Here is a 24125-nt window from a genome sequence, read left to right as displayed (position 1 = left end):
CGGCAAGAACAAAATTGGAACAAACGAGTGTGATTCTATTTAAGTTATTGATATTAAGTAGCTAAATAATGTTCACAAATGTTCTCCTTTTTAAGGGGGAACAGGAACAAGAACGCCGTTTTTGGGCGAGGGGAGAACCGGGAAGGCGCAGAAAACTGCGAGTCTTTGCGAGTCTGCGCGAATTTGAGTTTTTTGTTCTTCACTCCACGCTTGCTGGCGCTGCAAGAACATGCATGCCGCACGGCCCGTGAGAGCCGTTTTTACGAACAACAGGAGCAGGTTTTGGCAAAATGGCAAACTGTTTGATCTGTTGGCGTAAAGGGGTGTGGGAATCAAATTGTTGCACGATGTTTCAACTGTCCTAAAATGCAGGAAATCCGGCTGTAATCTCAGTGGTTTTGCTACAAACTGTTACGGTTAAACCGGATTTCGGTAAAACGTCTTCTATCGCGCGTGATCGCAGTGGTCTTGCCCCCATGGATCGTGTAACAGTGCGCGTTAGAAACCTGATAAAATAGCTTTGCTGATCAGGACACAGCAAAGCCGGATGTCAGGGTTCCGGTTGTCAGCGATCTGACGACAGAAGATTGGTCATTAAGGCGGGTGTCATATTCCTGTCAGGTGACAAAAAGCAGGCAGGATCGGAAAATCCGGTTCTGTATCACGGCATCGGCCGTGCCCCGATTGTCTGCCAGGATCGCAAGATCCGGGGTCCCACCTTGGCGACGGGAAGGAAACGTTGGAAGGCTAAGGGCATAATGAAACAAAGGCAAAGGCTTAAGCATCGTATCGCGGATATCGTGATTTTCGGTGGGACCGGAGATCTGGCGTTACGCAAACTTTTTCCCGCACTGTATGAAATGGAACGCACCGGGCGTTTCGATGATGAAACCCGCATCTTTGGCGCATCGCGCAGCGAACATCGCGACGAAGACTTCCGGGCCAAACTGCTCGAAGCCGGGAAGAAATTCATTCCCGAAGGTGAGTTTGACAAAGAAATCTGGGCGAAATTTGCCAGCCGCATCGCCTATGTGCAGGTATCTGCCGGGGATGAGAGCGGCTTCAAGACCCTGCATGAAAAGCTGTCCGATCAGCCTGATCGCGACCGCGTCTATTATTTCTCGACCAGTCCGGCACTGTTTGCCGACATGGCCTTTAATCTGAAAAAGGCCGGTCTGGTGACGCCGAATTCCCGCGTCGTGCTTGAAAAGCCGCTGGGCCATGATCTGGATAGTTGCCGTGAAATCAACGGCCAGATCGGTGAAGTGTTCGAAGAACGTCAGATTTTCCGTATCGACCACTATCTTGGCAAGGAAACGGTGCAGAACCTGATGATCCTGCGCTTTGCCAATGCGATGTTCGAGCCGCTCTGGAACAGTGCGCATATTGATCACGTGCAGATCACGGTTGGCGAGGAAGTCGGGGTCGAAGGCCGCTGGTCCTATTACGACGATGCGGGTGCCATGCGCGATATGGTGCAAAACCATATGCTGCAGCTTCTGTGCCTTGTTGCCATGGAACCACCCTATGTCCTGGATCAGGACGCGGTGCGTGATGAAAAGGTCAAGGTGCTCAAAGCCCTTCAGCCGATCAACGATTCCAATATCGACAGCTCCACCGTGCGCGGCCAGTACCGCAAGGGGGCCGTGGGCGGCAAGGAAGTCCCGGGCTATCTTGAAGAAGATGGTGCCAATACCGACAGCACCACGGAAACCTTTGTCGCCATCCGCGCAGAGCTTGATAACTGGCGCTGGTCGGGTGTGCCGTTCTATTTGCGCACGGGCAAACGTTTGCCCAAGCGTCATTCGGAAATTGTCATCCAGTTCCGTGACGTCCCGCACCAGATTTTCCCGCTGGCAAAATCCATGACCAACTATCAGGCCAACAAGCTGGTCCTGCGCCTGCAGCCTGATGACGGCATCCATCTTGTGCTCAATAACAAGAACCCGGGGCCGGGTCTTGTTCGGTTGCGCCCAACCGCACTCAACCTGTCCTTTGCCGAGGCGTTTGGTGGCCGCAGCCCCGATGCCTATGAGCGTCTGTTGCTTGATGCGATTGATGGCAACAACACCCTGTTTGTCCGTCGCGATGAACAGGACATTGCCTGGCAATGGGTCGATGCCATTCAGGATGCGTGGCAGAACAATCATGTCACGCCCAAGGGATATACCGCCGGAACGTGGGGCCCGTCTGCGGCCATCGCACTGATCGAACGTGATGGCCGGACCTGGAACGAAGAAGCCGGGTTCTAGAATTGTGCATCCCGGCCCGGGCGGCAATGCCTGGTGCCGGGGACTTGCGCAACCACGCCATGACCCCAACTTCGGGAAGAAGACATGACAAACGAACGCACATTTAAAAGCGGCGATGAAATGCTTGCGGCAATGGTCAAGGAAACCATTGATCGCTTGGAATTTGCCATCGCAACCCGTGGCCACGCCAGCATGGCTGTTGCCGGCGGACGCTTTCCCAAGCCGCTGTTTCAGGCCCTTTCTACGGCGCGTCTGGATTGGTCAAAGGTGATTGTTACCCTTGGCGATGATCGCTGGGTGGGGCTTGATGATGATCAGTCCAATGAAAAGCTCGTGCGCGATAACCTGTTTATCAACGAAGCGCAGAATGCCCGCTTTGTGTCGCTGAAAACAGCCGATACCAGCCCGGAAGACGCAGTCGAAACCGTTAGCGCGCGTCTGCGCACTGAAATGCACTGGCCGCTTGATATCGTATTTTTGGGGATGGGGGATGACGGCCATACCGCATCGCTTTTCCCGTCCTCAACCCCCGAAGCCCTTGATAAGGGGCTTTATCCCAAGCATGGCGAACTGGTCGCCGCTGCCCGCCCGACCGTATCCCCGGTCCCGCGCATTAGCATGACTTTGCCCGCCATCCTCAATGCCCGGTATATTGCGATCCATATTACCGGACAGTCCAAATGGTCGACCTATGAAACCGCGAAAAACGGCACGGAAATCGAAGAGATGCCGGTTCGCGCAATCTTGCAACAGAACGATGTCCCCGTCGATCTGTGGTGGAGCGCCGAGAACCCGAAAGGCTGAACCCCATGAAACGTGAAATAGAACAGATTACCAAACGCATTATCGAGCGTTCCAAACCAACCCGCGAAGCCTACCTTGCGAAGATCGAGGCGGCGGCATCGGATCGTCCGCATCGCGCGGCCCTTTCGTGCGGCAACCTTGCCCATGCCTCGGCCGGGTGCGGGGCCGCGGAAAAGCAGCGCATTAACGGCGAAGACGGTGCAAACCTTGGTATTGTGACGTCTTATAACGATATGCTGTCGGCCCATCAGCCGTTGGGTGTTTATCCCGACCGTATCAAAAAGGCCGTCTATGAGGCCGGTGGCACTGCACAGGTTGCAGGCGGCGTTCCCGCCATGTGTGATGGCGTGACGCAAGGCCGTCCGGGCATGGAATTGTCGCTGTTCTCACGCGATGTCATTGCCATGTCGACTGCCGTGTCGCTGTCGCATGATGTGTTTGATGCTGCCATGTATCTTGGTGTTTGCGACAAAATCGTTCCGGGTCTTGTCATGGGCGCTTTGTCCTATGGCCATATTCCGGCGGTGTTTGTGCCGGCCGGTCCGATGCCATCGGGCCTTCCCAACAATGAAAAAGCCCGCATCCGGCAGCTTTACGCCCAGGGCAAGGTTGGCCGCAAGGAACTGCTTGAAGCAGAAACCGCGTCCTATCACAGCCCGGGGACCTGTACTTTCTATGGTACGGCGAACTCCAACCAGATGCTGATGGAAGTCATGGGCTTGCACCTTCCGGGGGCGGCGTTCGTCAATCCGAACACCGATCTGCGTGATGCGCTGACCGAAGAAGCCGCACGTCGCGCCATGCAGATCACCAAGCTTGGCAATGACTATCGCCCGATTGGCAAAATTCTTGATGAAAAGGCATTTGTGAACGGGATTGTTGGCTTGCTCGCCACCGGCGGGTCGACCAACCACACCCTGCATCTGCCGGCCATGGCCCGTGCCGCCGGGATCGAGCTTCGTTGGGATGATTTCGATGAGCTGTCGCGTCTGGTGCCGTTGCTCTGCCGCGTTTATCCGAACGGGCAGGCGGATGTGAACCACTTCCATGCCGCTGGTGGTATGGGCTTTGTGATTTCGGACCTGCTCAAGAACGGTATTTTGCACCCGGATCTTGAAACGATTCATACCGGTGGCATGGCGGCCTATGGTACCGAGCCGTTCCTTGATGATGGCAAGCTTGCCTGGCGTGATGCGCCGGAAAACAGCCATGACGAGGAAATCCTGCGTCCGGCTGAAAAGGCGTTTAGTGCCGATGGCGGCCTGCGCATGCTTTCGGGCAATCTGGGACGTTCGGTGATCAAGGTTTCCGCCGTTAAGCCGGAAAACCGCGTGATCGAAGCGCCGGCTGCGGTCTTTACATCCCAGGAAGAAATGATGGAGGCCTTCAAAGAAGGCAAACTTCATCGTGACGTCGTCTGTGTTGTTCGCTTCCAGGGCCCGAAGGCCAACGGCATGCCGGAACTGCACAAACTGACCCCGCCATTGGGCGTGCTGCAAGACCTTGGCTACAAAGTTGCCCTTGTGACCGACGGCCGTATGTCAGGCGCATCGGGTAAGGTGCCCGCCGCCATTCACGTCACCCCAGAAGGCATGATGAACGGCCCGATCGCCAAGGTTCAGGATGGTGATGTCATTCGCCTTGATGCCGAAACCGGTGAGCTGTTGCTCAATGTCACCGAAGCCGAACTGGCCAAACGTGACTTTGCGACCTTTGATAACAAGGCCGAACATCAGGACGGCTTTGGCCGCGAGATGTTTGGTGTCTTCCGCGAACATGTTGGTCTGGCTGAACTTGGTGCCAGTGCGGCCTTCCCGGGGGAGGCTGAAGTCGCGTAATGCAGCTGGTTGGTGATATTGGCGGGACCAATGCCCGCTTTGCCTGGCTGGATGAGGCTGGCGATCCCTATACACCCATGACATTGCCGGTGCGTGACTATGCCACCATCGGCGATGCCATGCGCGATTTCATGGCCAAAACCGACTGCACGGATTTGCGTGAATTTGCCGTCGCTGTGGCGTGCCCCGCCATGGCCGATACGGTCAAGTTCACCAATAATCCGTGGGTGTTTTCCAAAGACGCGCTTAAGGCCGAATTCAATCTTGATCGGCTGGTGGTGGTCAATGATTTCACCGGTCTGGCCATGTCGGTTCCCTATCTTGGCGACGAAGACCTGATCACACTGTTTGATGGGCCGGGCCGACCGGGCTTGCCATTAGCTGTGGTCGGTGCGGGCACGGGTCTTGGTGTTTCGGGACTTTTGCCGCACGAAGGCAAATGGCTTCCGATCCAGGGCGAAGGCGGGCATGTGTCCTTGCCGGCTGTTGATGACCTCGATTACGAGATCGTCAAATTCCTGTCGGGGGAGTTGGACCGGGTATCGGCCGAACGGGTGCTGTCGGGCATGGGGATTGAAAACCTTTATCGGGCGCTTGCTGCGATTGACGGGCTGGATGTGCCACCCAAAACCGCAGCCGAGGTGGTTGAAGCAGCCCTTGGTGCCAATGACCCGCTGTGCTGCAAGGTGCTGGATCGGTTCTGCATGTTCCTTGGCGGTGTTGCCGGGGATCTGGTCTTAACACTCGGTGCCTTTGACGGGGTGTTTATTGGTGGCGGCATTGGTCCGCGCATTACCGATTACATGAAGAAAAGCGCGCTCAAGGAGCGCATGATCGCCAAGGGGCGGTTCCGTGATTTGATGAATGATGTGCCGGTGCGCCTGATGACGGCGAAATACCCGGCCCTGATCGGTTGCGCCAAGATTTTAACGGCGTAATCGAAAACTGGAGGAAAGTTTATGAGCCTTTCATCGCGTGAAATTCTGTCCAAGGCCCCGGTGGTGCCGGTTCTGGTGATCGAAGATGCCAACGATGCCGTGCCGCTTGCCAAGGCACTGGTTGCCGGTGGTCTGCCGGTGCTTGAAATCACCCTGCGAAGTGCGGCGGCTGAAGAAAGCATCAAGCGCATCATCGCCGAAGTGCCCGATGCGATTACCGGTGCCGGGACGGTCGTCAATGCCAAGCAGATGGAACGCATGGCCGAAATCGGCTGTGCCTTTGCCGTCTCGCCGGGCCATACCGAAGCCCTGCTGAAAGCAGCGAAGGATACCGGATGCCCGCTGCTTCCGGGGGCGGGGACGCCGTCTGAAATCATGAACCTGATTGATCATGGCTATGACATCCTGAAATTCTTCCCGGCCGAACAGCAGGGTGGGGTTTCGATGCTCAAAGCCATTTCCGGTCCGTTGCCGCAGGTATCCTTCTGCCCGACCGGTGGTGTGTCGCTGTCCAACCTGGCTGACTACATGGCCCTGCCAAATATCATTACGGTGGGCGGTTCCTGGGTCGCACCCAAGGATGCCGTCAAGGCCGGTGACTGGGGCAAGATTACAAAGCTTGCACAAGAAGCCACTGACAAGGTCAAGGCACTGCGCAGCTGATCGTTTTTGATCAAACGCTCAATGCTCAGACACAAAAAAAGGGACCCGAAAGGGTCCCTTTTTTCATCAGGGTAGTCCATGCGACGTTATCGGTGTCGCAACCGGGTCAAGGCTTAGCCCTGGATACGGTCGACATACCAGGTCGAACCGTTGAACTTGCGCTGCAGACCGAGGTCGGCAAGTTCTGCGTGGCTAAGCGAATCCCAACCGTAGCTGGCGGCTTTATGAGCACGTGCCGGGCCAATTTTGGCGGCGATCTGGCTCAGGAGCGACCCGAACGGCATGCGTTTGGTGAACGGGTCTGCAGAGACGTTGAACTGCGGTGCAGCGGAAACCGTGTGTGCCATAATGGCCTCCTTTGATCTACGGTTGATTGCCTTTCGATGAGCGGAAAATGTCATATGCGAAATAAAACGGGAATTACTTTGTTTTGCATAGTTAGTGTGCAAAAATGCACGGAAATTTGAAGTGATTCCAAGGGGTGAAATAGCGGCTATGAATTGGAACGATTTGCGCTACTTCCTTGTTCTTGCAGAAGAAAATAGCCTATCGGGTGCGGCGCGACGTCTGCGTAAAGAGCATACCACCGTTGCAAGAAGGATAGAGGCGCTCGAAGGTGATCTTGGAACCAAACTTTTTGACCGCCTTCCACGTGGCTGGCAGCTGACCTCGGCGGGTCGAAATCTTGTTCCTGTCGCAGAACGAGTCGAAGAAGAAGCCCTGACATTCGAGCGACAGGCAAAGGGCGATGAGGCCGCCCACGGGGTTGTGCGCATTTCCGTGCCACCGGTGGCCGGGCGCGTGTTGTTTGCCCCGCGTCTGGCCCGCTTGCTCAAGGCGCATCAGGGACTCGAATTTGAAATCGTCGGGGCGGCCAACATCGTTAACCTTGCTCGGCGCGAGGCCGATATTGCGGTGCGTATGATCACGCCCCGTGAACCGGGCCTGATTACCCGAAAACTGGTAGAGCTGGGGGTCGGGCTGTATGGCGCGGTCGGGTATCAGGAACGCGTGCCGGAAATGCATTGGGAATTCTGCGGCTACGAAGACACCACCTATGGCGCGTCCAAGCGCGAATGGGTACGAACGGTGCTGGATCGTGAATTGCCTTGCCGTTTCCGGGCCGATGATACCGAAACCGTGCGACAGTTCATTGCCGCCGGGCACGGGGTAGGTGTCTTGCCACGTTACTTTGGTGATCAGGACGAGGAACTGGAACTGATCCACGCCGATGTCGACGGGCGCAGCCGCGAAAGTGTCTGGATGGTCGTTCACCCCGATATGCGCCGTTCACCGGGTGTGCGCCTAGTGATGGATGCCCTGGTCAAGGCCGCCGATAACATCGCCGAGGAATATCAGGTCTGATCAACAGACAGCATCCCGGCCGCCTACAAATCATGATTATAGCCAGCCCAGTTGTCGGGCCGAGGCCAGCAACAGCATCACCCCGAACAGGGTAATGATCGCAGCTCCGGTAAAACCGACTGTGCGGCGAAGGATGCCCGATGATGTTTCCGACAGGCTGAAGATGTGTTGGGTTCCGGTGCGGATGCCAATCGCGGCCAACCCGATCAGACTGACCGTAATCGCAACGCCAAGCGCCATGGCAAAGGCGGCACCAATCCCGATCAGGAACATGCCATTGGCCAGCGTAAACAGCAGCACAAGGATCGATCCCGTACAGGGACGCAAGCCTGCGATAATGCCGGTCGAGATCATCTGCCAGTTGGACTGTGCGGCAGGGGCATGATGATCGTGATGATGCCCGTGATGATCATGATCATGCGCGTGATCGTGATCATGATGATGGTGGTGATGATCACCTGGCCCATGGTGATCACAGCAGTCATCGCGGCCCTGCAAAATCCGAAGCGCCATCACAGCGCCGAGCACAGCAATCAGGGCATATGACACCGCCTCCATGATCAGGCCGTTCTTGGTGACAGCCGCCGGGCCCAGATTAAGGATCAGGGTCAGACCACCCACCATGATGATGGCTGACACGGCCTGAACTGCGGCAATCAAACTGCCCATCGCCACACCCTGTTTCCAGCCGGCATCGCGGGACAGGAAATAGGTGGTGGTGATCATCTTGCCATGGCCGGGACCCGCCGCGTGAAAAACGCCATAGCCAAAAGACAGGGCAATAATCACAAGCCCCGGCCAGAAACTGTCGCCGTTTTTGGCCTCGCGCAGGGTGGCTGTGATTTCACGGTTAAGCTTGGTCTGAATGATGACTGTCTGACCAATGATGTCGGAGAGCCAGTCGGGCAAGGACAAGAAGCTGTCTTCGGGGGCGTTGGTGTCCAGCGCGGTCGCAGGCGTGTTTTCGCTGCTATCCGCCGCCCCACGGCCCAGAAGGTTTGAAGACTGTGCTGCTGCCGGATTACTCGACGAGAACGAAATCGCCAGGAGCAAGGCCGCGAGAATTGCTGCCATCTGCCACCTTGGCCGCGCAAATAACATCGGCACGAACCGGAGCGACAAGGTCAAAATAGATGCGGTTCTTTTCATCTTCGCTCATCTCGAAATGGCAGGACAGGTTGCTGGCCCCGGCAAACAGGACGGGATCGACCTGCGTGTAGGCAACATCAATATAGTATTCCGCGTCATAGACCGACAGGCTGATGGCATCCTGCGTCGGGTCCAGCGGGGTTTCCAGCATCAGGGTGAAATCATAGGTTACCCGACGGTCATCGGTAATATCGGCGACAAAATCACGCGCACCGCTAAAGGCAACCAGTTCTTCGTCCTTGCGCAGATGTGTCAGCCACGAAAATTGGGAAAGGGCGGCAAAGGCATTGTCATGCACGGCCGTATTTTCATCGCCAAAGAACCGGGTGTCATAGTTCTTATCGAACTCGTCGATCATGGTCATGCTAAACAGATCGTCAAAGACCCAGTGCACATGCACAGCCGTAATCTTGTCGTCTTCAAAAACAAATTCGGCATTTGCGTCGATCCAGACATGAGGATGCGCAAATGCCGACGGGGCGGTTGCCAGCACACAAGCGCTGGCAACCAAAGTCATCGAAGCTGTTTTACGAGCCGGAACCAAGGCAATCGACAAGGGCGTCGACATTCTGTTCCAGAATTTCCTGATAGGCGTTTGGACCAGCCGCAATGTCAGAGCCGAGCGGATCAAGCGTGCCGGTGCGAATACCCGTGTCCGCGACCACGGCCTGAACGATTGCCGGGCGGAATTGCGGTTCGGCAAAAATGCAGACAGCGCCTGTATCATGGATTTTGTCTTCGATTTCATGAAGGCGTTTGGCTCCGGGCTTCTGATCAGGTGATACCGTAATCGATCCGACCGCATTCAAACCAAAGCCGGCTTCGAGATACTGATAGGCATCATGGAATACGACATAGGGTTTGTCCTGGATCGGCGCAACTTTTGCCCGAAGATCATTACCAAGGTTGGTTAGGCTTGCAAGCAGTGTCTGCAGGTTAGCGCGATAGTCTTCGGCATGTTCCGGATCAATCTCGGCCAGCTCGTCGGCAATGGCAATCGCAATCGTCGCCCCATTGGCCGGATCCATCCAGATATGCGGGTCGACACCATCGTGGTCTTCATGGTTGTGGGCCTCGTCATGGTGATCTTCGTGATCATCATGTTCTGCCGCGTGGTCATGATCATGGTCTTCATGTTCCTCATGATCATGTTCGGCGTCATGGTCGTGGTCGTGGTCGTGATCATCATCATGGGCATGTTCGTCATGGTCCTCATGATCATCATGGTTATGACCTTCATGATCATGCATGTGCGCTTCCCATGTGCCGCCTTCACGCATGTCACGCAGCGCCAATTCCGTGAGTGAAACGAGTTCCAGCTGATGGCTATGGTCCGACAGACTCTCAAGCGGTTTTTCAAGGAAACCTTCAAGGGCGTGCGACACGTAAATCACCAGATCGGCGTCATTCAAGGCGCGCGCTTCGCTGGGGCGCAGCGAATAGGTGTGCGGCGAAGACGCGCCATCAATCAACAGGACCGGCTCACCGATACCCTTCATGATGGCACTGGTAATTCCGTGCACTGGTTTGATGGATGTCACGACCTTCAGGGCATCATCGCCATGGGCAGCTGCACTCAGCGGGGCTGCTACAAAAAGCGGGGCGGCAAGCAAAAATCGGCGGAGCGAGTGGCGCAAGGAAGGCATATGATTCATCCGGTCTGAAGTGGGTTTTTCATTCGACTTTATTTGTTATGATATAACATAACGTAGCGTCAAGCTGAAAGTCGTCAATTTTCTATCCGCGCAGGATTTCGATGCTGTTTGGACCCTGGGGCGTGATTTTTTACCCGTTGCGTGTCGATAGGGCTGTTTCCCGTACGGATAATCCCCACCTAAATCAGTGTAGGTCGATTTGCAAAACAGGTCGGATTAATCAGGAACGGGATGGTGTCAGTGCTCAGATGTTTTTGGGGTTTGGTTCTGATCGCCTTGATGATGGCCAAACCGCTATATGCCGAAACACTCAAGGTGCCGTTGCCCGCCGGGCGCGAAGCCCATTATGCGGCTCAGACCGGCTTGCTTGAATTGGCTCTTGAATATGCGCCGGGGCGCCATCGCCTCGAAATCGTTCCTGTTGAAGGCCTGTCGCAAAGGCGGGTGTTCAAGATGCTCGATGACGGGGAGGTGAATGTTGCTCTTGCCGGGTATAGTCGCACTGCCGAACGTGACTTGTTACAGATTGCCTTCCCCCTGACCAAGGGACTGCAAGGATACCGGTTGCTGATCACGAAGGCCGATAATCTCAAGACTCTCGATTTCGTCGATGATCAAGAACACCTCAAAAGCGTTTGTATCGGGTCGGGCAATTCATGGGTCGATACCGTCATTCTCAAACATGCTGGGCTTTGTGTCACCGGCGGGCCGGGGCAAAGCCTGTATAGCATGCTTGAAAACAAGCGGTTTGACGCGATGCATCTTGCGATCCACGAGGTCAAAACAAACAATATCTCGGCGCTCATCAAAAAGCACGATCTTGCCGTCTACGAAAAATTGCTGCTGCGCTATCCCTATGACTTTTATTTTTATGTGCGCAAGGACAGCCAAGCTTTGCATGGCCTGATCGAACAGGGTTTTCAGGCTGCGGAAAAGGACGGGGCGATAGACCGCTATTTTCGCGAACATCCGACAATATCAGCAGCCATCAGCTTCCTCCGGGAACATCCAGGCTTGCACATTATCGACCTCGATAATCCCGAAATGACAAGCCAGACGAGCTCGGATCTTTACCGCTACTGGTTCAGCAATTAATCAAATTAAGGTCTGTTAATTGACCGTAATAGGTGCATTGCGGAGCCGGAATGAAAAATCAACATCTGCAGTATCAGGTGAAAAGCTCATTATTTCTGCCAAAAACACAAGAGCCGCCCGATAAGGGCGGCTCTTGGTCGTTATGCCTGGTCAAAGTGCGCGAGGGTTATTTCGACACGCTCTTGAAGTCAAAGAAGAAGCCCGACGGATGGATGCGGTAGTTCTTGAGATCCTTGGTCGAGGCAACAACAAACACCTTGTGCACCAGTGGAATGATCGGTGCTTCGTCATGCAGGATGTTCATCGCTTCGGTATAGGTCGCGACCTGCTCGGCACCCGGATCAAGGGTACGGCCCTTGTCGACAGCGGCATCGAATGCCTCGTTTGCCCAGAACTGATAGTTCAGGCCTGCCTTGGAATGGAACTGCGATTTCAGATGCAGGTCCGGATGACCGGTCATTTCCGGGGTCCAGAAGACGACCGAAACGTCATATTCACCCTGCTTGACCAGATCGAGCATCCCGCCCCAAGTATACATGCCAACTTCGGTGGCAATGCCCTGTTCATTGAGAAGGGCAGCCATGGCCTCCGTGATCATCGGCATTTCGGTGCGCGAAGAATAGCTCAGGATACGCAGGGTCAGCTGTTCGCCGTCCTTCATCCATTTGCCATCGGTTTTCTCATAGCCTGCATCGCTCAGAAGGGATGCCGCCAGTTCCGGATCAAGGGTGTATTTCTCGTCCGCCTGCGGGACCCAGTCAAAGGTCGGGGCAAAGAATTCCCAGGCCGGCTCGCCAATACCATCAAGCGCGCCTTTGACAATCAGGTCACGATCCACCAGCGCATTGACCGCACGACGGATGCGCACATCCGACAGAACGCTTTTCTCACCGGCATTGAACGCACCGTAATAAAGGCCCGAGGTCGGTTCGGCATAGACCTTGAAGTCATCGTCTTCAGACAGACGCTTGACGTCGGATGGCAGCATGTTGGTCACAAAATCAATCTCGCCCGCTTCAAGCGCCAGCGTGCGCGAGTTGTGATCCGGGATGTAACGATAAACGACTTTCTCAAGCGCCGGTTTTTCGCCCCAATACGCGTCAAAGCGGGTCACAATGGTGCGATCCTGCTTTTTATATTCTTCGAATACCCATGGGCCGGTGCCGACCGGTTTGACGAACTCGCCAGCCTCATTAAACGATGCCTTGGCGTACACAACCGTGATCGCATCGGAAAGCTGGTTGGGCAGGGCAGCAAACGGTTCAGTGTTTTCGATCTCAAGCACCAGCGGCGAAACCGCCGTGATCGATTTGATGTTGAGAAGGTCTGCCGCATACGGCAGCAGATCAATTACCCGTTCGAGCGAGAATTTGACCGCTTCGGCGTCCAGCTTGGTGCCGTCATGGAAAACGACATTTTCACGCAGCTTGAACTGCCAGACGGTCGGGGAAACGCGGCTCCAGCTTGTGGCAAGACCGGGGATGGGTTTCAGGTCATAGTCAAGCTTGACCAGGGTATCGAGGATTTCACTTTCATTAAAGAAGCGCGAGCGACGCGGCTTCATGGCAAGCGGCATGGATTCCCACATGGTACCGATGACAAGCGTGTTGTCCTCGGTTGCCTGTGCAGGTTGCGGGGCCATGGCAAAGCTGCCCATGGCAATCGCTGCGAAGGCAGCACCCAGAAGTGTCTTTTTGATCATCTTACTGTCTCTGTCCATCTAGTGAAGGTAGTTGATCTGACGAAGCCGGAAACGGTCTCCCAACATGTCTCCGAGCAGATTGACCGCGACGACAAACGTCGCAATGGTCAGGCCCGGTGCAAGCACCAGGCGAGGGTGATCGCGCAGGTAATTGCGCGATTCAGCAATCATCAGGCCCCATTCCGGCGTGCCGGGTTCGACACCCAGTCCCAAAAAGCTCAATCCTGCAAAAGCCAGGATCGCCCAGGACATGGAATAGGCCGCAAGGGTGAGAAGCGGGCCGATGATGTTCGGAAAAATATGACGATGTGCGATGCGGTGGTGGCGGGCACCAAGGGCCTCGGCCGCCATCACATAGGGTTTGGTCCGCTCGACAATCACCGCATTGCGTACAACCCGGGCATAGTCGGTCCAGTGCACGGTAATGAGCGCAATGATCACCGCCTGAAGACCAAGCCCCAATGTCCCGGCAATAATCATGCAAATGGCAAGGGCCGGGAAAACCGATATGCCTTCGCAAAACCGCATGATGGCCCGGTCAATAATGCCGCCGACCATCCCGGCAAGGGTGCCGATCAGACTGCCGATTACAGATGCCGAAATCACAACCGCAAGGGCCGCGGCAGTGGTCAGGCGCGCGCCATACATCAGGCGCGATAAAACACACCGTCCCAGCGCATCGGTGCCAAGCGGATAATCAAAACTTGGCGGCTGAAGTCGGAACAGGAACTGCGTCTTGTAGGGATCATTGGGCGCAAAGAACGGCAGGATCAAAACCGCAAGGATCACCAGCGCCATCACCAGAACATAACCACGGAAAACCCGGCGTCCGGCATGAAACAGCTTACCCCCGGTAAATGACATTTTTTCCATCTGCATCACACGATCTCCCGGGTGCGGGGATCGTAAAAGGCAATGCTCAAATCAACGATCAGATTGACCAGAATGTAACTGCCCGCAATCAACAGGAAGCAGGCCTGAATGGCCGGGTAATCCCGGTTCAAAAGTGATTCCACCAGAAACCGACCCAGCCCCGGCCAGGCAAACAGGGTTTCAACAATAATCATGCCATCGAAAATCCGGGCGAACTGCATGCCCGAAAAGGTCAGGATGCCGGGCGCGGTATTGGGCACCGCATGGCGCAGAACGGTGCGCAGGCGGCTCAGCCCCTTGGCCTTGGCGGTGCGGATATAGGGTTTGGAAAGTTCTTCAAGCAGGCTGCCCCGCACATAACGCGACAGGACGCCTGCGATCGAGGTCGCAATCACCAATGTCGGCAGGACCGCATGTGCCCATGTGCCATGCCCGCCGGTCGGAAGCCAACCCAGCACAAGCGAAAACAGAAGGGCGAGAAGCAGCGAGTACCAGAAATTCGGGATCGACATGCCAATGACACTGATCATGCCGGCAATGCGATCAATCCGGCTGCCGGGATAGCGCGCACAGACGATACCGATCGGCACAGCAATGATCAGAGCCAGTGACATCGACAGCACAGCCAGCAAAAGCGACTGCCCCATACGGAGCGTAATGTCGCTTATGATCGGCTCATCGGTGATAAAGGACGTGCCAAGGTCCCCCTGCAAAAGGGCAAAAAGCCAACGCAGGTATTGTTGGGGCAGGGGATCATTCAGACCGTTCTGATCGGCATAGCGCGCCACCTGATCGGCATCGGGCAGGGTGCCATCCATCTGTGCCATCAGAAGGATCTCGGCAAAGTCGCCGGGCATGAGCCGCAACAGCGCAAAGCCGATCACCGAAACGATGAACAGCAAGATCAGGGCATGGGTTATGCGTGCAGTCACGCGCGAAACCATAAAACGGTCTTTCATTCCGGTTTGAACCGGAAGGGATCAGTTGCGATGTGTCATGGCATTCGAAAGTAATAATCATTCCTATTTCATCCATGCAACTGATTTTAGTTCTTAATTTCACAATAGAGGGTTCAGCATGAAATTCGCCCACCATGGCATGCTGAAGATTTGTCTTAAGCACGCGCTGGTTGTATTTTTGCGCGCAAAAGAGGGAGCGAACTGTGCAAAAGGGGTGGAATCGAGCCGGGATTCGCGCGCTGATTGCACGCTTGCCGCTAGGCCGTTCGGTATTGCCAGAATGTGCTGGTGAAGGTGATCAATTCCCGGCCAGGTCTTCGGGCTGGTAATTCATTTCATGCAGGATTTCGCCGCTTTCGTAATCGACGGCCTGCAATGTCACGCCATACCCCCACAATTGCCCGATATAGCCCAGCGTCATTTCCGCCTCGGACTTCTCTAGGCGGATGCCTTCATGCTCGGTATGCTGGATGTAAAGTTGGCGGTTGCCACGGATATCCACATCAACCACCTGCATGTCGGGTTCGCGCACTGAAATGTCATGCATCCGGGCCAGGGACCGGCGCACCTTGCGATAACCGTTATCGTCATGGATGGCCGCCACTTCGAGATGCGGGGTCGTGCTGTGATCATTGATCATGAACATCCGCATATCGCGCATCAGTTTGGGTGACAGGAACTGCAGGATGAAGCTTTCATCGCGGTAATGCGCCCACGCTTCCTTAAGCGTTTCAGCCGGTTCATTGTTGCCCGCGATATCGGGGAACCATTTATGGTCTTCCTCGGTCGGATCAACACAGATGCGGTGGATGTCCTGCATCATGGCAAAGCCAAGCGCATAGGGATTAAAGCCCGAATAGCGTTGATCGTCATATTCGGCCTGAAACACCACGCGGGAATGGTAATCGATGAATTCCATCATAGCGCCCTCGGAAATCAGGCCCTTGTCATACAGGCTGTTCATGATGGCGTAATGCACATAGCACGCGCAGCCTTCATTCATCACCTTTGTCTGTTTCTGCGGATAGAAATACTGTCCGACATTACGCACGATGCGCAGAATTTCGCGCTCCCACGCCTGAAGCGACGGGGCGTTCTTTTCGAGGAAATAAAGCAGGTTTTCTTCGGGCAGGCCAAACTGCACGCGGCGTTCCTCCACCCGCATTTTGCGTTTGAGCTCATCCATGTCCTGATCACCGGGATCGGGCTGGGGCAGGGTGCGCCACAGATCGTTATAGGTCTCGTCTTCATACTTGGCGCGTTCGCGTTCGCGCTCCAGCTCCGCAGCAAGATTGGGTTTTTCTGGTCGGGAATAGCGATTAACCCCCTGATCCATCAGGGCGTGCGCGGCATCCAGAATGCGTTCAACCGCATCAAAGCCATATCTGTCCTCGCACTTGGCGATATAGCGTTTGGCAAATTGCAGGTAATCAAGAATACCGTCGGCATCCGTCCATTGCTTAAACAGATAGTTATTCTTGAAAAAGTGATTATGGCCGAATGCCGCATGGGCCATCACCAAGGCCTGCATGACGATGGTGTTTTCTTCCATCACATAGGAAATGCATGGGTTGGAATTGATCACGATCTCATAGGCCAATCCCTGATAGCCCTTGCGATACATGACATCGTCCCGCACGAAGCGTTTGCCAAACGACCAATGATGATACATCAGCGGCATGCCAATCGATGAATAGGCATCCAGCATCTGCTCGGATGTGATCACCTCGACCTGGTTGGGATAGACATCAAGCTTGAGCTCGTTGATCGCAATATTCTCAATCGCGTCATAGGTCGCTTTCAACGTCTCGAAATCCCAATCGGCACTGGTGAAAAGCAGTTTCTCGGCGGATTTGGTCTTGCTGCTCATAGCTTGGCCTCCGCACGGTTTTTGGCAAACAGTTCCCTGAAGACCGGGAAAATATCCGCGGCCTTTGTCACCCGTTTCAGGGCGAATTGCGGATTGTCACGGGCAATCGGGGCATAAGCCTTCCAAAGGGCGGTTTCGCCTTCGGCGGCGGCGAAGATCTCGGCCTCGCGCTCATCAGTGATTTCGATATAGGCGTAATACTGGCATTTCGGCAAAAGGTCCTCGGCCAGAAGGGCTGTGCATGTCGCACCGTCATTGGAATAGTTATCCCCGTCCGATGCCTGGGCGGCATAAATGTTCCACTGATCAGTGGGATAGCGATCCGCCAGCACCTTTTTCATTTCCTCTAACGCGGTGGAAACAATCGTGCCGCCGGTTTCGCGCGAATAGAAAAAGGTTTCCTCATCGACCTCGGCCGCGCGCGATGTATGGCGGATAAACACCACCTCGACATGCTCGTATTTGCGATGCAGGAAAAGATGCAGCAGCATGAAGAACCGCTTGGCCAGTTCCTTCATCTGTTCAGACATCGATCCCGATACATCCATCAGACAGAACATCACCGCCTGTGTGTTGGGATCGGGGATCTGTTGAAACTGGTTATAGCGGGTATCAATCGGATCAATGAACGGGATCGCCTTCATCCGACGTTTGGCTTCTTCGAGATCGGCCAGCAGGGTATGAAGGGTTTCATCATCGGCTTTGGTCAGTTTGCCATTCGGGCGCTTTTCCGCCTTGGACTGCAGGGCGGATATCGTTTCTTCAAGTTCACGGACCTCGGCCGTTTTCGGGCGCCTGAGCCCGATGCGCCGTGCCAATGAATTGCGCATGGTGCGCACAAGGCTGAGGTTGGATGGTGTGCCCTCAACCGAAAAGCCTGCACGTGCTGTGCGAAAGGCGGTGGTCTGCTTCAGGCTTTTTTTCAAAAGGTCGGGCAATTCCAGATCTTCAAAGAAGACATCCAGAAACTCGTCACGGGTCAGGGTGAACTGGAATTCATCTTCACCTTCACCGTCGGGGCTGGCCTGTGATCCGCCCGACCCATTATCGCCGCCTTGCGGGCGGGCAATGCGATCACCCTGAACAAACTTCTTGTTGCCGGGCAGGACATAGTTGCGGTTGCCGCCACGACCTTGGTGGTGGAAACCCGGTTCCTTTAACGTCTTGCCGGGAATGGTGATCTGATCGCCGCTGGAGATATCGGTAATGCCGCGCGACCGGATGGTGTTTTCAACCGCCTTTTTTATCTGGGCCTTGGCGCGGCGCATGAAACGTTGCCGGTTGCCAAGACTTTTGCCGGTCGGGTTCTTGCGGCGATCCACAATATAAAGCATGGGCAGTCACATCCTTGCACGGTTCAAAAGCGCGTTGTGCAGGTCGCTTGCGCCTTGAATGCCCGCTGGATGTGACATTGGGTGATGGACCAAAGCCACATCCAGCGGCGAAGAAGTAACCGGGCGGACAAGGGACGAAGCCGCCCGGTCGGGCCGGGAAAGACAGGGGGAGGCTTAACCGGCCTTGTTGACACGCATGTACCATTCGACCAGACGGCGGGTCTGACGTTCGGTATATTTGCGATCGATCATGCGTTTGACGAACTCGTTGTGTTTCTTCTCGGTCTCGCTGTCCTTTTTCGAGCCGAACGAAATCACCGGCAGCAGGTCCTCGACCTGACTGAACATGCGTTTTTCGATCACATCGCGCAGTTTCTCATAGGATGTCCATGCCGGGTTCTTGCCCTTGTTATTGGCACGCGCCCGCAGGGCAAATTTGACGACCTCGTTGCGGAAATCCTTGGGATTGGCGATGCCCGCCGGCTTCTCGATTTTCGAAAGTTCCTGATCAATGATCTTGCGATCAAGAAGTTGACCGGTATCGGGATCCTTGAAATCCTGATCCTCGATCCAGGCATCGGCATAGGCGACATACCGATCAAACAGGTTCTGACCGTAATCGGAATAGCTTTCGAGATAAGCCTTCTGGATTTCCGCCCCGATAAACTCGGCATAGCGCGGGGCCAGTTCGGACTTGATAAAGTCCATATAGGCCTTTTCACGTTCTTCGGGGTATTGCTCACGCCGGATGGCCTGTTCCATCACATACATCAGATGCACCGGATCGGCGGCAACTTCATGCGTGTCATGGTTAAAGGTTTCCGAGAGAACCTTGAAGGCAAAGCGGGTCGAAATGCCATCCATGCCTTCGTCGACACCGGCGGTGTCGCGGTATTCCTGCATGGATTTCGCCTTGGGATCGACATCCTTCAATGTCTCGCCGTCATAGACCCGCATCTTGGAATAAAGATTGGAGTTTTCATGTTCCTGCAGGCGTGACAAAACCGAAAATTGTGCCAGCATCTTGAGCGTGCCGGGCGCACACGACCCGTGTTCAAGCTCCGATCCCTGCAACAGCTTGTCGTAGATCATGGTTTCTTCCGTCACCCGCAGACAATAGGGCACCTTGATCACGGAAATGCGGTCAATGAAGGCCTCGTTATTCTTGTTGGCCTTGAAGCTTTGCCACTCGGCTTCGTTGGAGTGGGCCAGGATCAGACCCTGGAACGGAATGGCGCCAAGGTTTTCCGTGCCAATATAGTTGCTTTCCTGTGTCGCGGTCAGCAACGGATGCAGCATCTTGATCGGCGCCTTGAACATCTCGACAAATTCAAGAAGCCCCTGATTGGCCCGGTTCAGCCCCCCAGAATAGCTATAGGCATCCGGATCATTCTGGCTGAAATATTCGAGCTTGCGGATATCTACCTTACCAACCAGCGACGAGATATCCTGATTGTTTTCATCCCCGGGTTCGGTTTTGGCAATTGCGATCTGACGCAGGCGCGACGGGATCAATTTGACGACCGAAAACTTGGTCAAATCCCCGCCAAACTCGTCAAGGCGCTTGACCGCCCAGGGCGACATAAGCCCGGTCAGACGGCGTTTGGGAATGCGGTATTTGTCTTCAATCGCGTCCCCCATCTTGGCCGGGTTAAACAGACCAAGCGGACTTTCAAAGACCGGGCTGATTTCATCACCGGCCTTAAGGACATAAATCGGTTCACGTTCCATCAATTCCTTGAGCCGTTCGGCAAGCGAACTTTTACCGCCGCCAACCGGACCCAGCAGATAAAGAACCTGTTTGCGTTCCTCAAGACCTTGGGCGGCGTATTTGAAGAAGCCGACAATGCGCTCGATGGTTTCTTCCATGCCAAAGAAATCGGCAAAGGCGGGATAACGTTTGATGGTCCGGTTCAGGAAGATGCGGCCAAGTCGGGAATCTGTCGAGGTGTCGATCAGTTCCGGTTCACCAATCGCAGTAATCATGCGTTCAGCAGCAGAGGCATAGGCAGTCGGGTCTTCGCGACACAGATTAAGGTAGTCGCGGATGGTCAGTTCAGTTTCCTGCTTTCCGTCATAGCCTTCCGCATACAGCTCGAAGATATCCTTCTCAGCCATGGCGCGGTCTCCTTTCAAACGTTATCGCACTGTCAAACTTGTGTTTCCTGTTTCATTCCTGTTCTTGCGCAATGATGCGTTCTGTCTTTTACGGGGCGCGAAATGCCCGACCTTGTTTCGGCGACGTCGGCATGTCTCCTGCGGTGGGACGTTGCCAGACGGTCATGCATTAACAAAAGGCGTTCACGATTAATCTCTGGCAGATCGTGCCAAACGTGTGAAAATTCGATTGTGCAGTTGCGGCCTGTATGCCGTTTTGCAGTCTTGATCAGACTTTTTGGGGTCCCGTTGCGGCGACCAATAAGTCGACATTGAATATGTCGGGGCAGGCTTCTGTCGAATGAAAATCAAAATGACCTTTGAGCCTGCCAAGGCAAATTGCCCTGTTCTTCAGACGTGGGAATAAGGAACTGATTTCGCAAGACGATGCTTAAGTCGAAGAGCCGAAAATTATGTGGCCTCGATCACATCTAAGTGACCGCCAGTCCAGTGTTGGTGCCGCTTTTTGGTCAGAGTGCTGGATCAAAATTATTTTGCATTTGCGTAATAGGCGGGCTCGGCGCTATCACGGGCAAACAGGATCGGGCCCAAAACGGCACCCAAAGGACATCGTAATGAGCGACGAAACCGTACAGTTTATCGAACCGCATGAACTTGATCGTCTGATCGGCGAAGAAGCCGTCACCGTCATTGATGTCCGCGAGGCCGAAGAATTCGCAACCGGCCATATCGAAACCGCGATCAATATCCCGACTTCGAACTTCGATATCCCGGCTCTTGTCGATCTCACCGATGAAAGTGACACCGAACTGGTCTTTGTCTGTTCGGTCGGTCAGCGCTCCTTTGGCGCGGCCAACGCCGTTGTGCAACATGTCGATTGCGCCGTCAGCAACCTTAAGGGCGGCATTCAAAGCTGGACCCGTGCTGGTTTTGATCTTGAAGGTACTGATGAAGCCTGACCTATTTTGATGACGGGGCAGGGGTCGGAATGTGATCCCGGCACCCACGCATTCAGCACACAGTTAAGCAGACATCATTTGTCATCAGGTGTCACCAACACACCGGCGGCAAGAATTTCAAACGCGGCGATCGCCTTGCGAAGCGTGTCTTGCGGATCGTCACTTGCCGCGACCCAAAGGGCGGCATTCATCGCAACACCATTTAGCAACCTTGCCAGCGCCTCGATATCGACCGGTTTGATCGCCCCTTGATCGGCCAGTTCTGTCAGTGTTTTGATCGTTGCCTGCAAACAGCGGTTCTGACTGGGCCATTGCGATGGATCCCCGAGAAAGGCCGGACCATCCCGCAGCACGATCCGCTGGATTTCTGGATCAAGGGCCAGTTCGACATAGGTCCGGCCCTCGGCCATCAATCCGTTCCAGCCACCCCCCGCAGCATCCCCGGCATCCTTGGCCTTTTGCGCCATGGCCGAATCAACCTCATCCACCACAGCCGCCAGCAAGCCGCGCTTGTCCCCGAAATTGTGATACAGCGCGCCGCGCGTCAGATCGGCTGTGGCGGTCAACTCATCCATCGAGGCATCCGCATAACCCTTCTCGGCAAAGGCCTTGCGGCCTGCTGAGATCAGTTTGAGGCGGGTTTGTTCCATTTTTTCAGCGCGCGTCTTGGCAGCCATCAGGCACTCCGAATTTAACATACGTCATGTATGCGAATTGACATACGAGACGTATGTAAATATATCTGTCTTCACATACGCAGCGTATCTGAATTGAGCTCAAAACACCACTCCGCTGATTTTCCCCAAACAAGGAGGTCTTCATGGCCCTCGCAAACCAACCCGTTTACCCGCCCAACCGCCATGCGCTGTATGAGGCGCATGGTTATTCCCCGGCCATTCGATCCGGCGACCTGCTGTTTGTCTCAGGCCAGGTCGGCAGCCGCGAAGATGGCTCCCCCGAACCGGATTTCAAAAAGCAGGTCGCGCTTGCCTTTGAGAACCTCGACGCGATCCTCAAGGCTGCGGATAGCAGCTTTGATGACATCATTGACGTCACCACCTTTCACACCGACCCGGAAAACCAGTTCGACGACATCATGGCGGTGAAGGGGGCTGTCTTTGATCAGGCGCCTTATCCCAACTGGACAGCCGTTGGCGTCAATTGGCTTCCCGGCTTCGATTTCGAGATCAAAGTCGTTGCCCGAATCCCGGCAGGCAACGCCTGGGACGGTATCCTTCGGGGGATAATGCCTTGATTAAACGGGGAACCGGCCTGTGCAGACCACGGGGCCGGTTTTTCCATCTTGACGAATTCTCATAAACGGGAAATTATCCCAAATAAGAGATTCGTGGAGTTTGCAATGGACGAAATAGAAACCCGACTGGCCCATCGCCTGGCCGATCTGCGTGCAGAACGCGGCTGGTCACTCGATGAACTGGCACAGAAAAGTGCGGTCAGTCGCGCCAGCCTGTCGCGCATCGAAAAGGGTGAAGTCAGCCCGACGGCAAGCGTGCTGGGCAAACTCTGTGTTGCCTTTGGCGTGACCCTGTCGCGTCTGATGCAAATGGTCGAAGATGATTTTGCTCCGCTGGTCGCACGCGATGATCAGGAAATCTGGACCGATCCCGGCACCGGCTATCAAAGGCGGCTGGTTTCCCCGACATCAAAGCAGCTATCGGGCGAGGTGATCGAAGTCGAAATTGGTCCGGGTCAGCGCATTGAATATGACGGATCGCCGCGCGATGGGCTGGAACATCATCTGGTGATGCTCGAAGGCGCGCTTGCCATGCAGATCGATGGCCGAACCCATCACCTGCGGGCAGGCGATTGCCTGCGCTATCAATTGCGCGGTGGCAACGTTTTTCAGACACCACCGGATCAGGGGGCGAAGTACCATCTGTTTATCATCGACTAACCGAAAGAACCCTCATGACGTCGAACCCGCACGCAAAACCCGATCTCGAAATTGTCACCCTTGATGCTAATGAGCTTACAGCCCGTCTGGATCAGTTCGCCGACATGCTTCATGCCTGCGTCCATGATGGTGCGAGCATCGGCTTTGTCGCCCCTTTCCCGCTAAGCGAGGCGGCGGCCTTCTGGCGCGATAAAACCATCCCGGCGCTTAAGGGGGGAAAGCGCATCCTGTTTGCCGCCCTTGATGGGGACCGGGTGGTCGGCACGGTGCAGCTTGATTACGATACCATGCCCAATCAGGCCCATCGCGGCGATATCAGCAAACTGATGGTCCGCCCGGATTGCCGCCGGCGCGGCATTGCCAGATTGCTGATGCAAGCTGCCGAAACCCGTGCGCGTGATCTTGGTCGAACTCTTCTGACCCTTGATACCCGCACCGGCGACAGTGCCGAGGTGCTTTACACCGCGCTTGGGTTCGAGACGACGGGCGTCATTCCCGATTTCGCCCGCGATCCGGACTCAGAAAAGCTTAGTGCCACGACCGTGATGTATAAGCGCATCATCAGATAGTGGTTTGAAACCTTGTACGATTCTCGGAGTTGTATTCAGAGTGGGCGTTCTGGCATGCCAGAATCGG

The 24125-nt window shown here is 55.0% G+C and carries 22 protein-coding genes; 11 read left to right on the top strand and 11 right to left on the bottom strand.

The features are described 5' to 3' along the window. The first annotated feature begins 758 nt into the window (after positions 1-758). From zwf to ACXAF0_RS14390, 5 genes are all read left to right on the top strand, one after another. Positions 759-2252 carry a glucose-6-phosphate dehydrogenase gene (gene zwf / locus ACXAF0_RS14410; protein WP_475346549.1) on the top strand — a complete coding sequence of 498 codons (1494 nt, stop codon included), beginning with the start codon at positions 759-761 and terminating at the stop codon, positions 2250-2252. An 84-nt stretch (positions 2253-2336) separates the two neighbouring features. Continuing rightward, a complete protein-coding gene (gene pgl / locus ACXAF0_RS14405; RefSeq protein ID WP_475346548.1) occupies positions 2337-3056 on the top strand; it encodes a 6-phosphogluconolactonase in 720 nt (239 codons plus the stop codon). 5 nt (positions 3057-3061) lie between these two features. Beyond that, complete coding sequence (gene edd, locus ACXAF0_RS14400) at positions 3062-4894, top strand: phosphogluconate dehydratase (RefSeq protein ID WP_475346547.1); 1833 nt, start codon at positions 3062-3064, stop codon at positions 4892-4894. Beyond that, positions 4894-5832 (top strand): glucokinase, encoded by a 939-nt coding sequence (gene glk, locus ACXAF0_RS14395; protein WP_475346546.1) that lies wholly within the window; start codon positions 4894-4896, stop codon positions 5830-5832. The genes edd and glk overlap by 1 nt, the downstream gene beginning before the upstream one ends. Before the next feature lie 21 nt (positions 5833-5853). Then, positions 5854-6495 carry a bifunctional 4-hydroxy-2-oxoglutarate aldolase/2-dehydro-3-deoxy-phosphogluconate aldolase gene (locus ACXAF0_RS14390; RefSeq protein WP_475346545.1) on the top strand — a complete coding sequence of 214 codons (642 nt, stop codon included), beginning with the start codon at positions 5854-5856 and terminating at the stop codon, positions 6493-6495. A 113-nt stretch (positions 6496-6608) separates the two neighbouring features. Here ACXAF0_RS14390 and ACXAF0_RS14385 read toward each other — a convergent pair whose 3' ends face one another. Further along, positions 6609-6842 (bottom strand): hypothetical protein, encoded by a 234-nt coding sequence (locus ACXAF0_RS14385; RefSeq protein WP_475346544.1) that lies wholly within the window; start codon positions 6840-6842, stop codon positions 6609-6611. Between the two features lie 148 nt (positions 6843-6990). Between ACXAF0_RS14385 and ACXAF0_RS14380 the strand changes: the two genes are divergently transcribed. Next, entirely contained in the window at positions 6991-7860 is an 870-nt protein-coding gene (locus ACXAF0_RS14380) for a LysR family transcriptional regulator (protein ID WP_475346543.1), read from the top strand. 36 nt (positions 7861-7896) lie between these two features. Here ACXAF0_RS14380 and ACXAF0_RS14375 read toward each other — a convergent pair whose 3' ends face one another. Genes ACXAF0_RS14375 through ACXAF0_RS14365 form a run of 3 tightly spaced genes read right to left on the bottom strand, consistent with a single transcriptional unit; the run spans position 7897 to position 10655 of the window. Further along, positions 7897-8934, bottom strand: coding sequence for a nickel/cobalt transporter (locus ACXAF0_RS14375; protein ID WP_475346542.1), 1038 nt, complete (start codon positions 8932-8934; stop codon positions 7897-7899). Beyond that, positions 8882-9577, bottom strand: a complete 696-nt coding sequence (locus ACXAF0_RS14370) for a DUF1007 family protein (RefSeq protein WP_475346541.1) — start codon at positions 9575-9577, stop codon at positions 8882-8884. The genes ACXAF0_RS14375 and ACXAF0_RS14370 overlap by 53 nt, the downstream gene beginning before the upstream one ends. Further along, positions 9537-10655 (bottom strand): zinc ABC transporter substrate-binding protein, encoded by a 1119-nt coding sequence (locus ACXAF0_RS14365; RefSeq protein WP_475346540.1) that lies wholly within the window; start codon positions 10653-10655, stop codon positions 9537-9539. The genes ACXAF0_RS14370 and ACXAF0_RS14365 overlap by 41 nt, the downstream gene beginning before the upstream one ends. A gap of 249 nt (positions 10656-10904) precedes the next feature. On the opposite strand from ACXAF0_RS14365, the gene ACXAF0_RS14360 reads away from it, so the two are divergent. Continuing rightward, positions 10905-11759 (top strand): hypothetical protein, encoded by an 855-nt coding sequence (locus ACXAF0_RS14360; RefSeq protein WP_475346539.1) that lies wholly within the window; start codon positions 10905-10907, stop codon positions 11757-11759. Positions 11760-11925: 166 nt separating this feature from the next. On the opposite strand, the gene ACXAF0_RS14355 is transcribed toward ACXAF0_RS14360, so the two are convergent. The 6 genes from ACXAF0_RS14355 to ACXAF0_RS14330 all read right to left on the bottom strand — a co-directional run bounded on the left by ACXAF0_RS14355 (position 11926) and on the right by ACXAF0_RS14330 (position 20615). Further along, complete coding sequence (locus ACXAF0_RS14355) at positions 11926-13461, bottom strand: ABC transporter substrate-binding protein (protein WP_475346538.1); 1536 nt, start codon at positions 13459-13461, stop codon at positions 11926-11928. An 18-nt stretch (positions 13462-13479) separates the two neighbouring features. Continuing rightward, positions 13480-14340, bottom strand: coding sequence for an ABC transporter permease (locus tag ACXAF0_RS14350; RefSeq protein ID WP_475346537.1), 861 nt, complete (start codon positions 14338-14340; stop codon positions 13480-13482). Continuing rightward, on the bottom strand, positions 14340-15293 hold the full coding sequence (locus ACXAF0_RS14345) for an ABC transporter permease (RefSeq protein WP_475346536.1): 954 nt from the start codon (positions 15291-15293) through the stop codon (positions 14340-14342). Before ACXAF0_RS14345 ends, ACXAF0_RS14350 begins: the two co-directional genes overlap by 1 nt. Before the next feature lie 298 nt (positions 15294-15591). Beyond that, positions 15592-17163, bottom strand: a complete 1572-nt coding sequence (locus ACXAF0_RS14340; RefSeq protein WP_475346535.1) for a SpoVR family protein — start codon at positions 17161-17163, stop codon at positions 15592-15594. After that, positions 17160-18497, bottom strand: a complete 1338-nt coding sequence (locus ACXAF0_RS14335) for a YeaH/YhbH family protein (RefSeq protein WP_475346534.1) — start codon at positions 18495-18497, stop codon at positions 17160-17162. Before ACXAF0_RS14335 ends, ACXAF0_RS14340 begins: the two co-directional genes overlap by 4 nt. Before the next feature lie 174 nt (positions 18498-18671). Continuing rightward, positions 18672-20615 carry a PrkA family serine protein kinase gene (locus ACXAF0_RS14330; protein WP_475346533.1) on the bottom strand — a complete coding sequence of 648 codons (1944 nt, stop codon included), beginning with the start codon at positions 20613-20615 and terminating at the stop codon, positions 18672-18674. 614 nt (positions 20616-21229) lie between these two features. Here ACXAF0_RS14330 and ACXAF0_RS14325 point away from each other — a divergent pair. Continuing rightward, positions 21230-21574, top strand: coding sequence for a rhodanese-like domain-containing protein (locus ACXAF0_RS14325; protein WP_475346532.1), 345 nt, complete (start codon positions 21230-21232; stop codon positions 21572-21574). A 74-nt stretch (positions 21575-21648) separates the two neighbouring features. Here the strand turns inward: ACXAF0_RS14325 and ACXAF0_RS14320 are convergent, their stop codons facing one another. Then, the gene (locus tag ACXAF0_RS14320) at positions 21649-22251 is read right to left on the bottom strand and encodes a TetR/AcrR family transcriptional regulator (RefSeq protein WP_475346531.1); all 603 of its coding nucleotides are present in this window, start codon (positions 22249-22251) and stop codon (positions 21649-21651) included. Between the two features lie 143 nt (positions 22252-22394). On the opposite strand from ACXAF0_RS14320, the gene ACXAF0_RS14315 reads away from it, so the two are divergent. From ACXAF0_RS14315 to ACXAF0_RS14305, 3 genes are all read left to right on the top strand, one after another. Then, positions 22395-22829: a RidA family protein gene (locus ACXAF0_RS14315; protein WP_475346530.1), complete on the top strand. Its 435-nt coding sequence runs from the start codon at positions 22395-22397 to the stop codon at positions 22827-22829. Between the two features lie 105 nt (positions 22830-22934). Further along, on the top strand, positions 22935-23489 hold the full coding sequence (locus ACXAF0_RS14310) for a helix-turn-helix domain-containing protein (RefSeq protein WP_475346529.1): 555 nt from the start codon (positions 22935-22937) through the stop codon (positions 23487-23489). Positions 23490-23503: 14 nt separating this feature from the next. After that, on the top strand, positions 23504-24058 hold the full coding sequence (locus ACXAF0_RS14305) for an N-acetyltransferase family protein (RefSeq protein ID WP_475346528.1): 555 nt from the start codon (positions 23504-23506) through the stop codon (positions 24056-24058). Positions 24059-24125 lie beyond the last annotated feature (67 nt).

The organism is Thalassospira sp. ABD4_177 (assembly GCF_056160125.1).
Note: the sequence above shows the minus strand (reverse complement) of the source record. Positions and strands in the feature narration are given on the sequence as shown.

Coding starts and splice junctions, on each gene's coding strand:
- zwf (WP_475346549.1), top strand. CDS start 759: ATGAAACAAAGGCAAAGGCTTAAGCATCGTATCGCGGATATCGTGATT.
- pgl (WP_475346548.1), top strand. CDS start 2,337: ATGACAAACGAACGCACATTTAAAAGCGGCGATGAAATGCTTGCGGCA.
- edd (WP_475346547.1), top strand. CDS start 3,062: ATGAAACGTGAAATAGAACAGATTACCAAACGCATTATCGAGCGTTCC.
- glk (WP_475346546.1), top strand. CDS start 4,894: ATGCAGCTGGTTGGTGATATTGGCGGGACCAATGCCCGCTTTGCCTGG.
- ACXAF0_RS14390 (WP_475346545.1), top strand. CDS start 5,854: ATGAGCCTTTCATCGCGTGAAATTCTGTCCAAGGCCCCGGTGGTGCCG.
- ACXAF0_RS14385 (WP_475346544.1), bottom strand. CDS start 6,842: ATGGCACACACGGTTTCCGCTGCACCGCAGTTCAACGTCTCTGCAGAC.
- ACXAF0_RS14380 (WP_475346543.1), top strand. CDS start 6,991: ATGAATTGGAACGATTTGCGCTACTTCCTTGTTCTTGCAGAAGAAAAT.
- ACXAF0_RS14375 (WP_475346542.1), bottom strand. CDS start 8,934: ATGGCAGCAATTCTCGCGGCCTTGCTCCTGGCGATTTCGTTCTCGTCG.
- ACXAF0_RS14370 (WP_475346541.1), bottom strand. CDS start 9,577: ATGTCGACGCCCTTGTCGATTGCCTTGGTTCCGGCTCGTAAAACAGCT.
- ACXAF0_RS14365 (WP_475346540.1), bottom strand. CDS start 10,655: ATGCCTTCCTTGCGCCACTCGCTCCGCCGATTTTTGCTTGCCGCCCCG.
- ACXAF0_RS14355 (WP_475346538.1), bottom strand. CDS start 13,461: ATGATCAAAAAGACACTTCTGGGTGCTGCCTTCGCAGCGATTGCCATG.
- ACXAF0_RS14350 (WP_475346537.1), bottom strand. CDS start 14,340: ATGCAGATGGAAAAAATGTCATTTACCGGGGGTAAGCTGTTTCATGCC.
- ACXAF0_RS14345 (WP_475346536.1), bottom strand. CDS start 15,293: ATGAAAGACCGTTTTATGGTTTCGCGCGTGACTGCACGCATAACCCAT.
- ACXAF0_RS14340 (WP_475346535.1), bottom strand. CDS start 17,163: ATGAGCAGCAAGACCAAATCCGCCGAGAAACTGCTTTTCACCAGTGCC.
- ACXAF0_RS14335 (WP_475346534.1), bottom strand. CDS start 18,497: ATGCTTTATATTGTGGATCGCCGCAAGAACCCGACCGGCAAAAGTCTT.
- ACXAF0_RS14330 (WP_475346533.1), bottom strand. CDS start 20,615: ATGGCTGAGAAGGATATCTTCGAGCTGTATGCGGAAGGCTATGACGGA.
- ACXAF0_RS14325 (WP_475346532.1), top strand. CDS start 21,230: ATGAGCGACGAAACCGTACAGTTTATCGAACCGCATGAACTTGATCGT.
- ACXAF0_RS14320 (WP_475346531.1), bottom strand. CDS start 22,251: ATGGCTGCCAAGACGCGCGCTGAAAAAATGGAACAAACCCGCCTCAAA.
- ACXAF0_RS14315 (WP_475346530.1), top strand. CDS start 22,395: ATGGCCCTCGCAAACCAACCCGTTTACCCGCCCAACCGCCATGCGCTG.
- ACXAF0_RS14310 (WP_475346529.1), top strand. CDS start 22,935: ATGGACGAAATAGAAACCCGACTGGCCCATCGCCTGGCCGATCTGCGT.
- ACXAF0_RS14305 (WP_475346528.1), top strand. CDS start 23,504: ATGACGTCGAACCCGCACGCAAAACCCGATCTCGAAATTGTCACCCTT.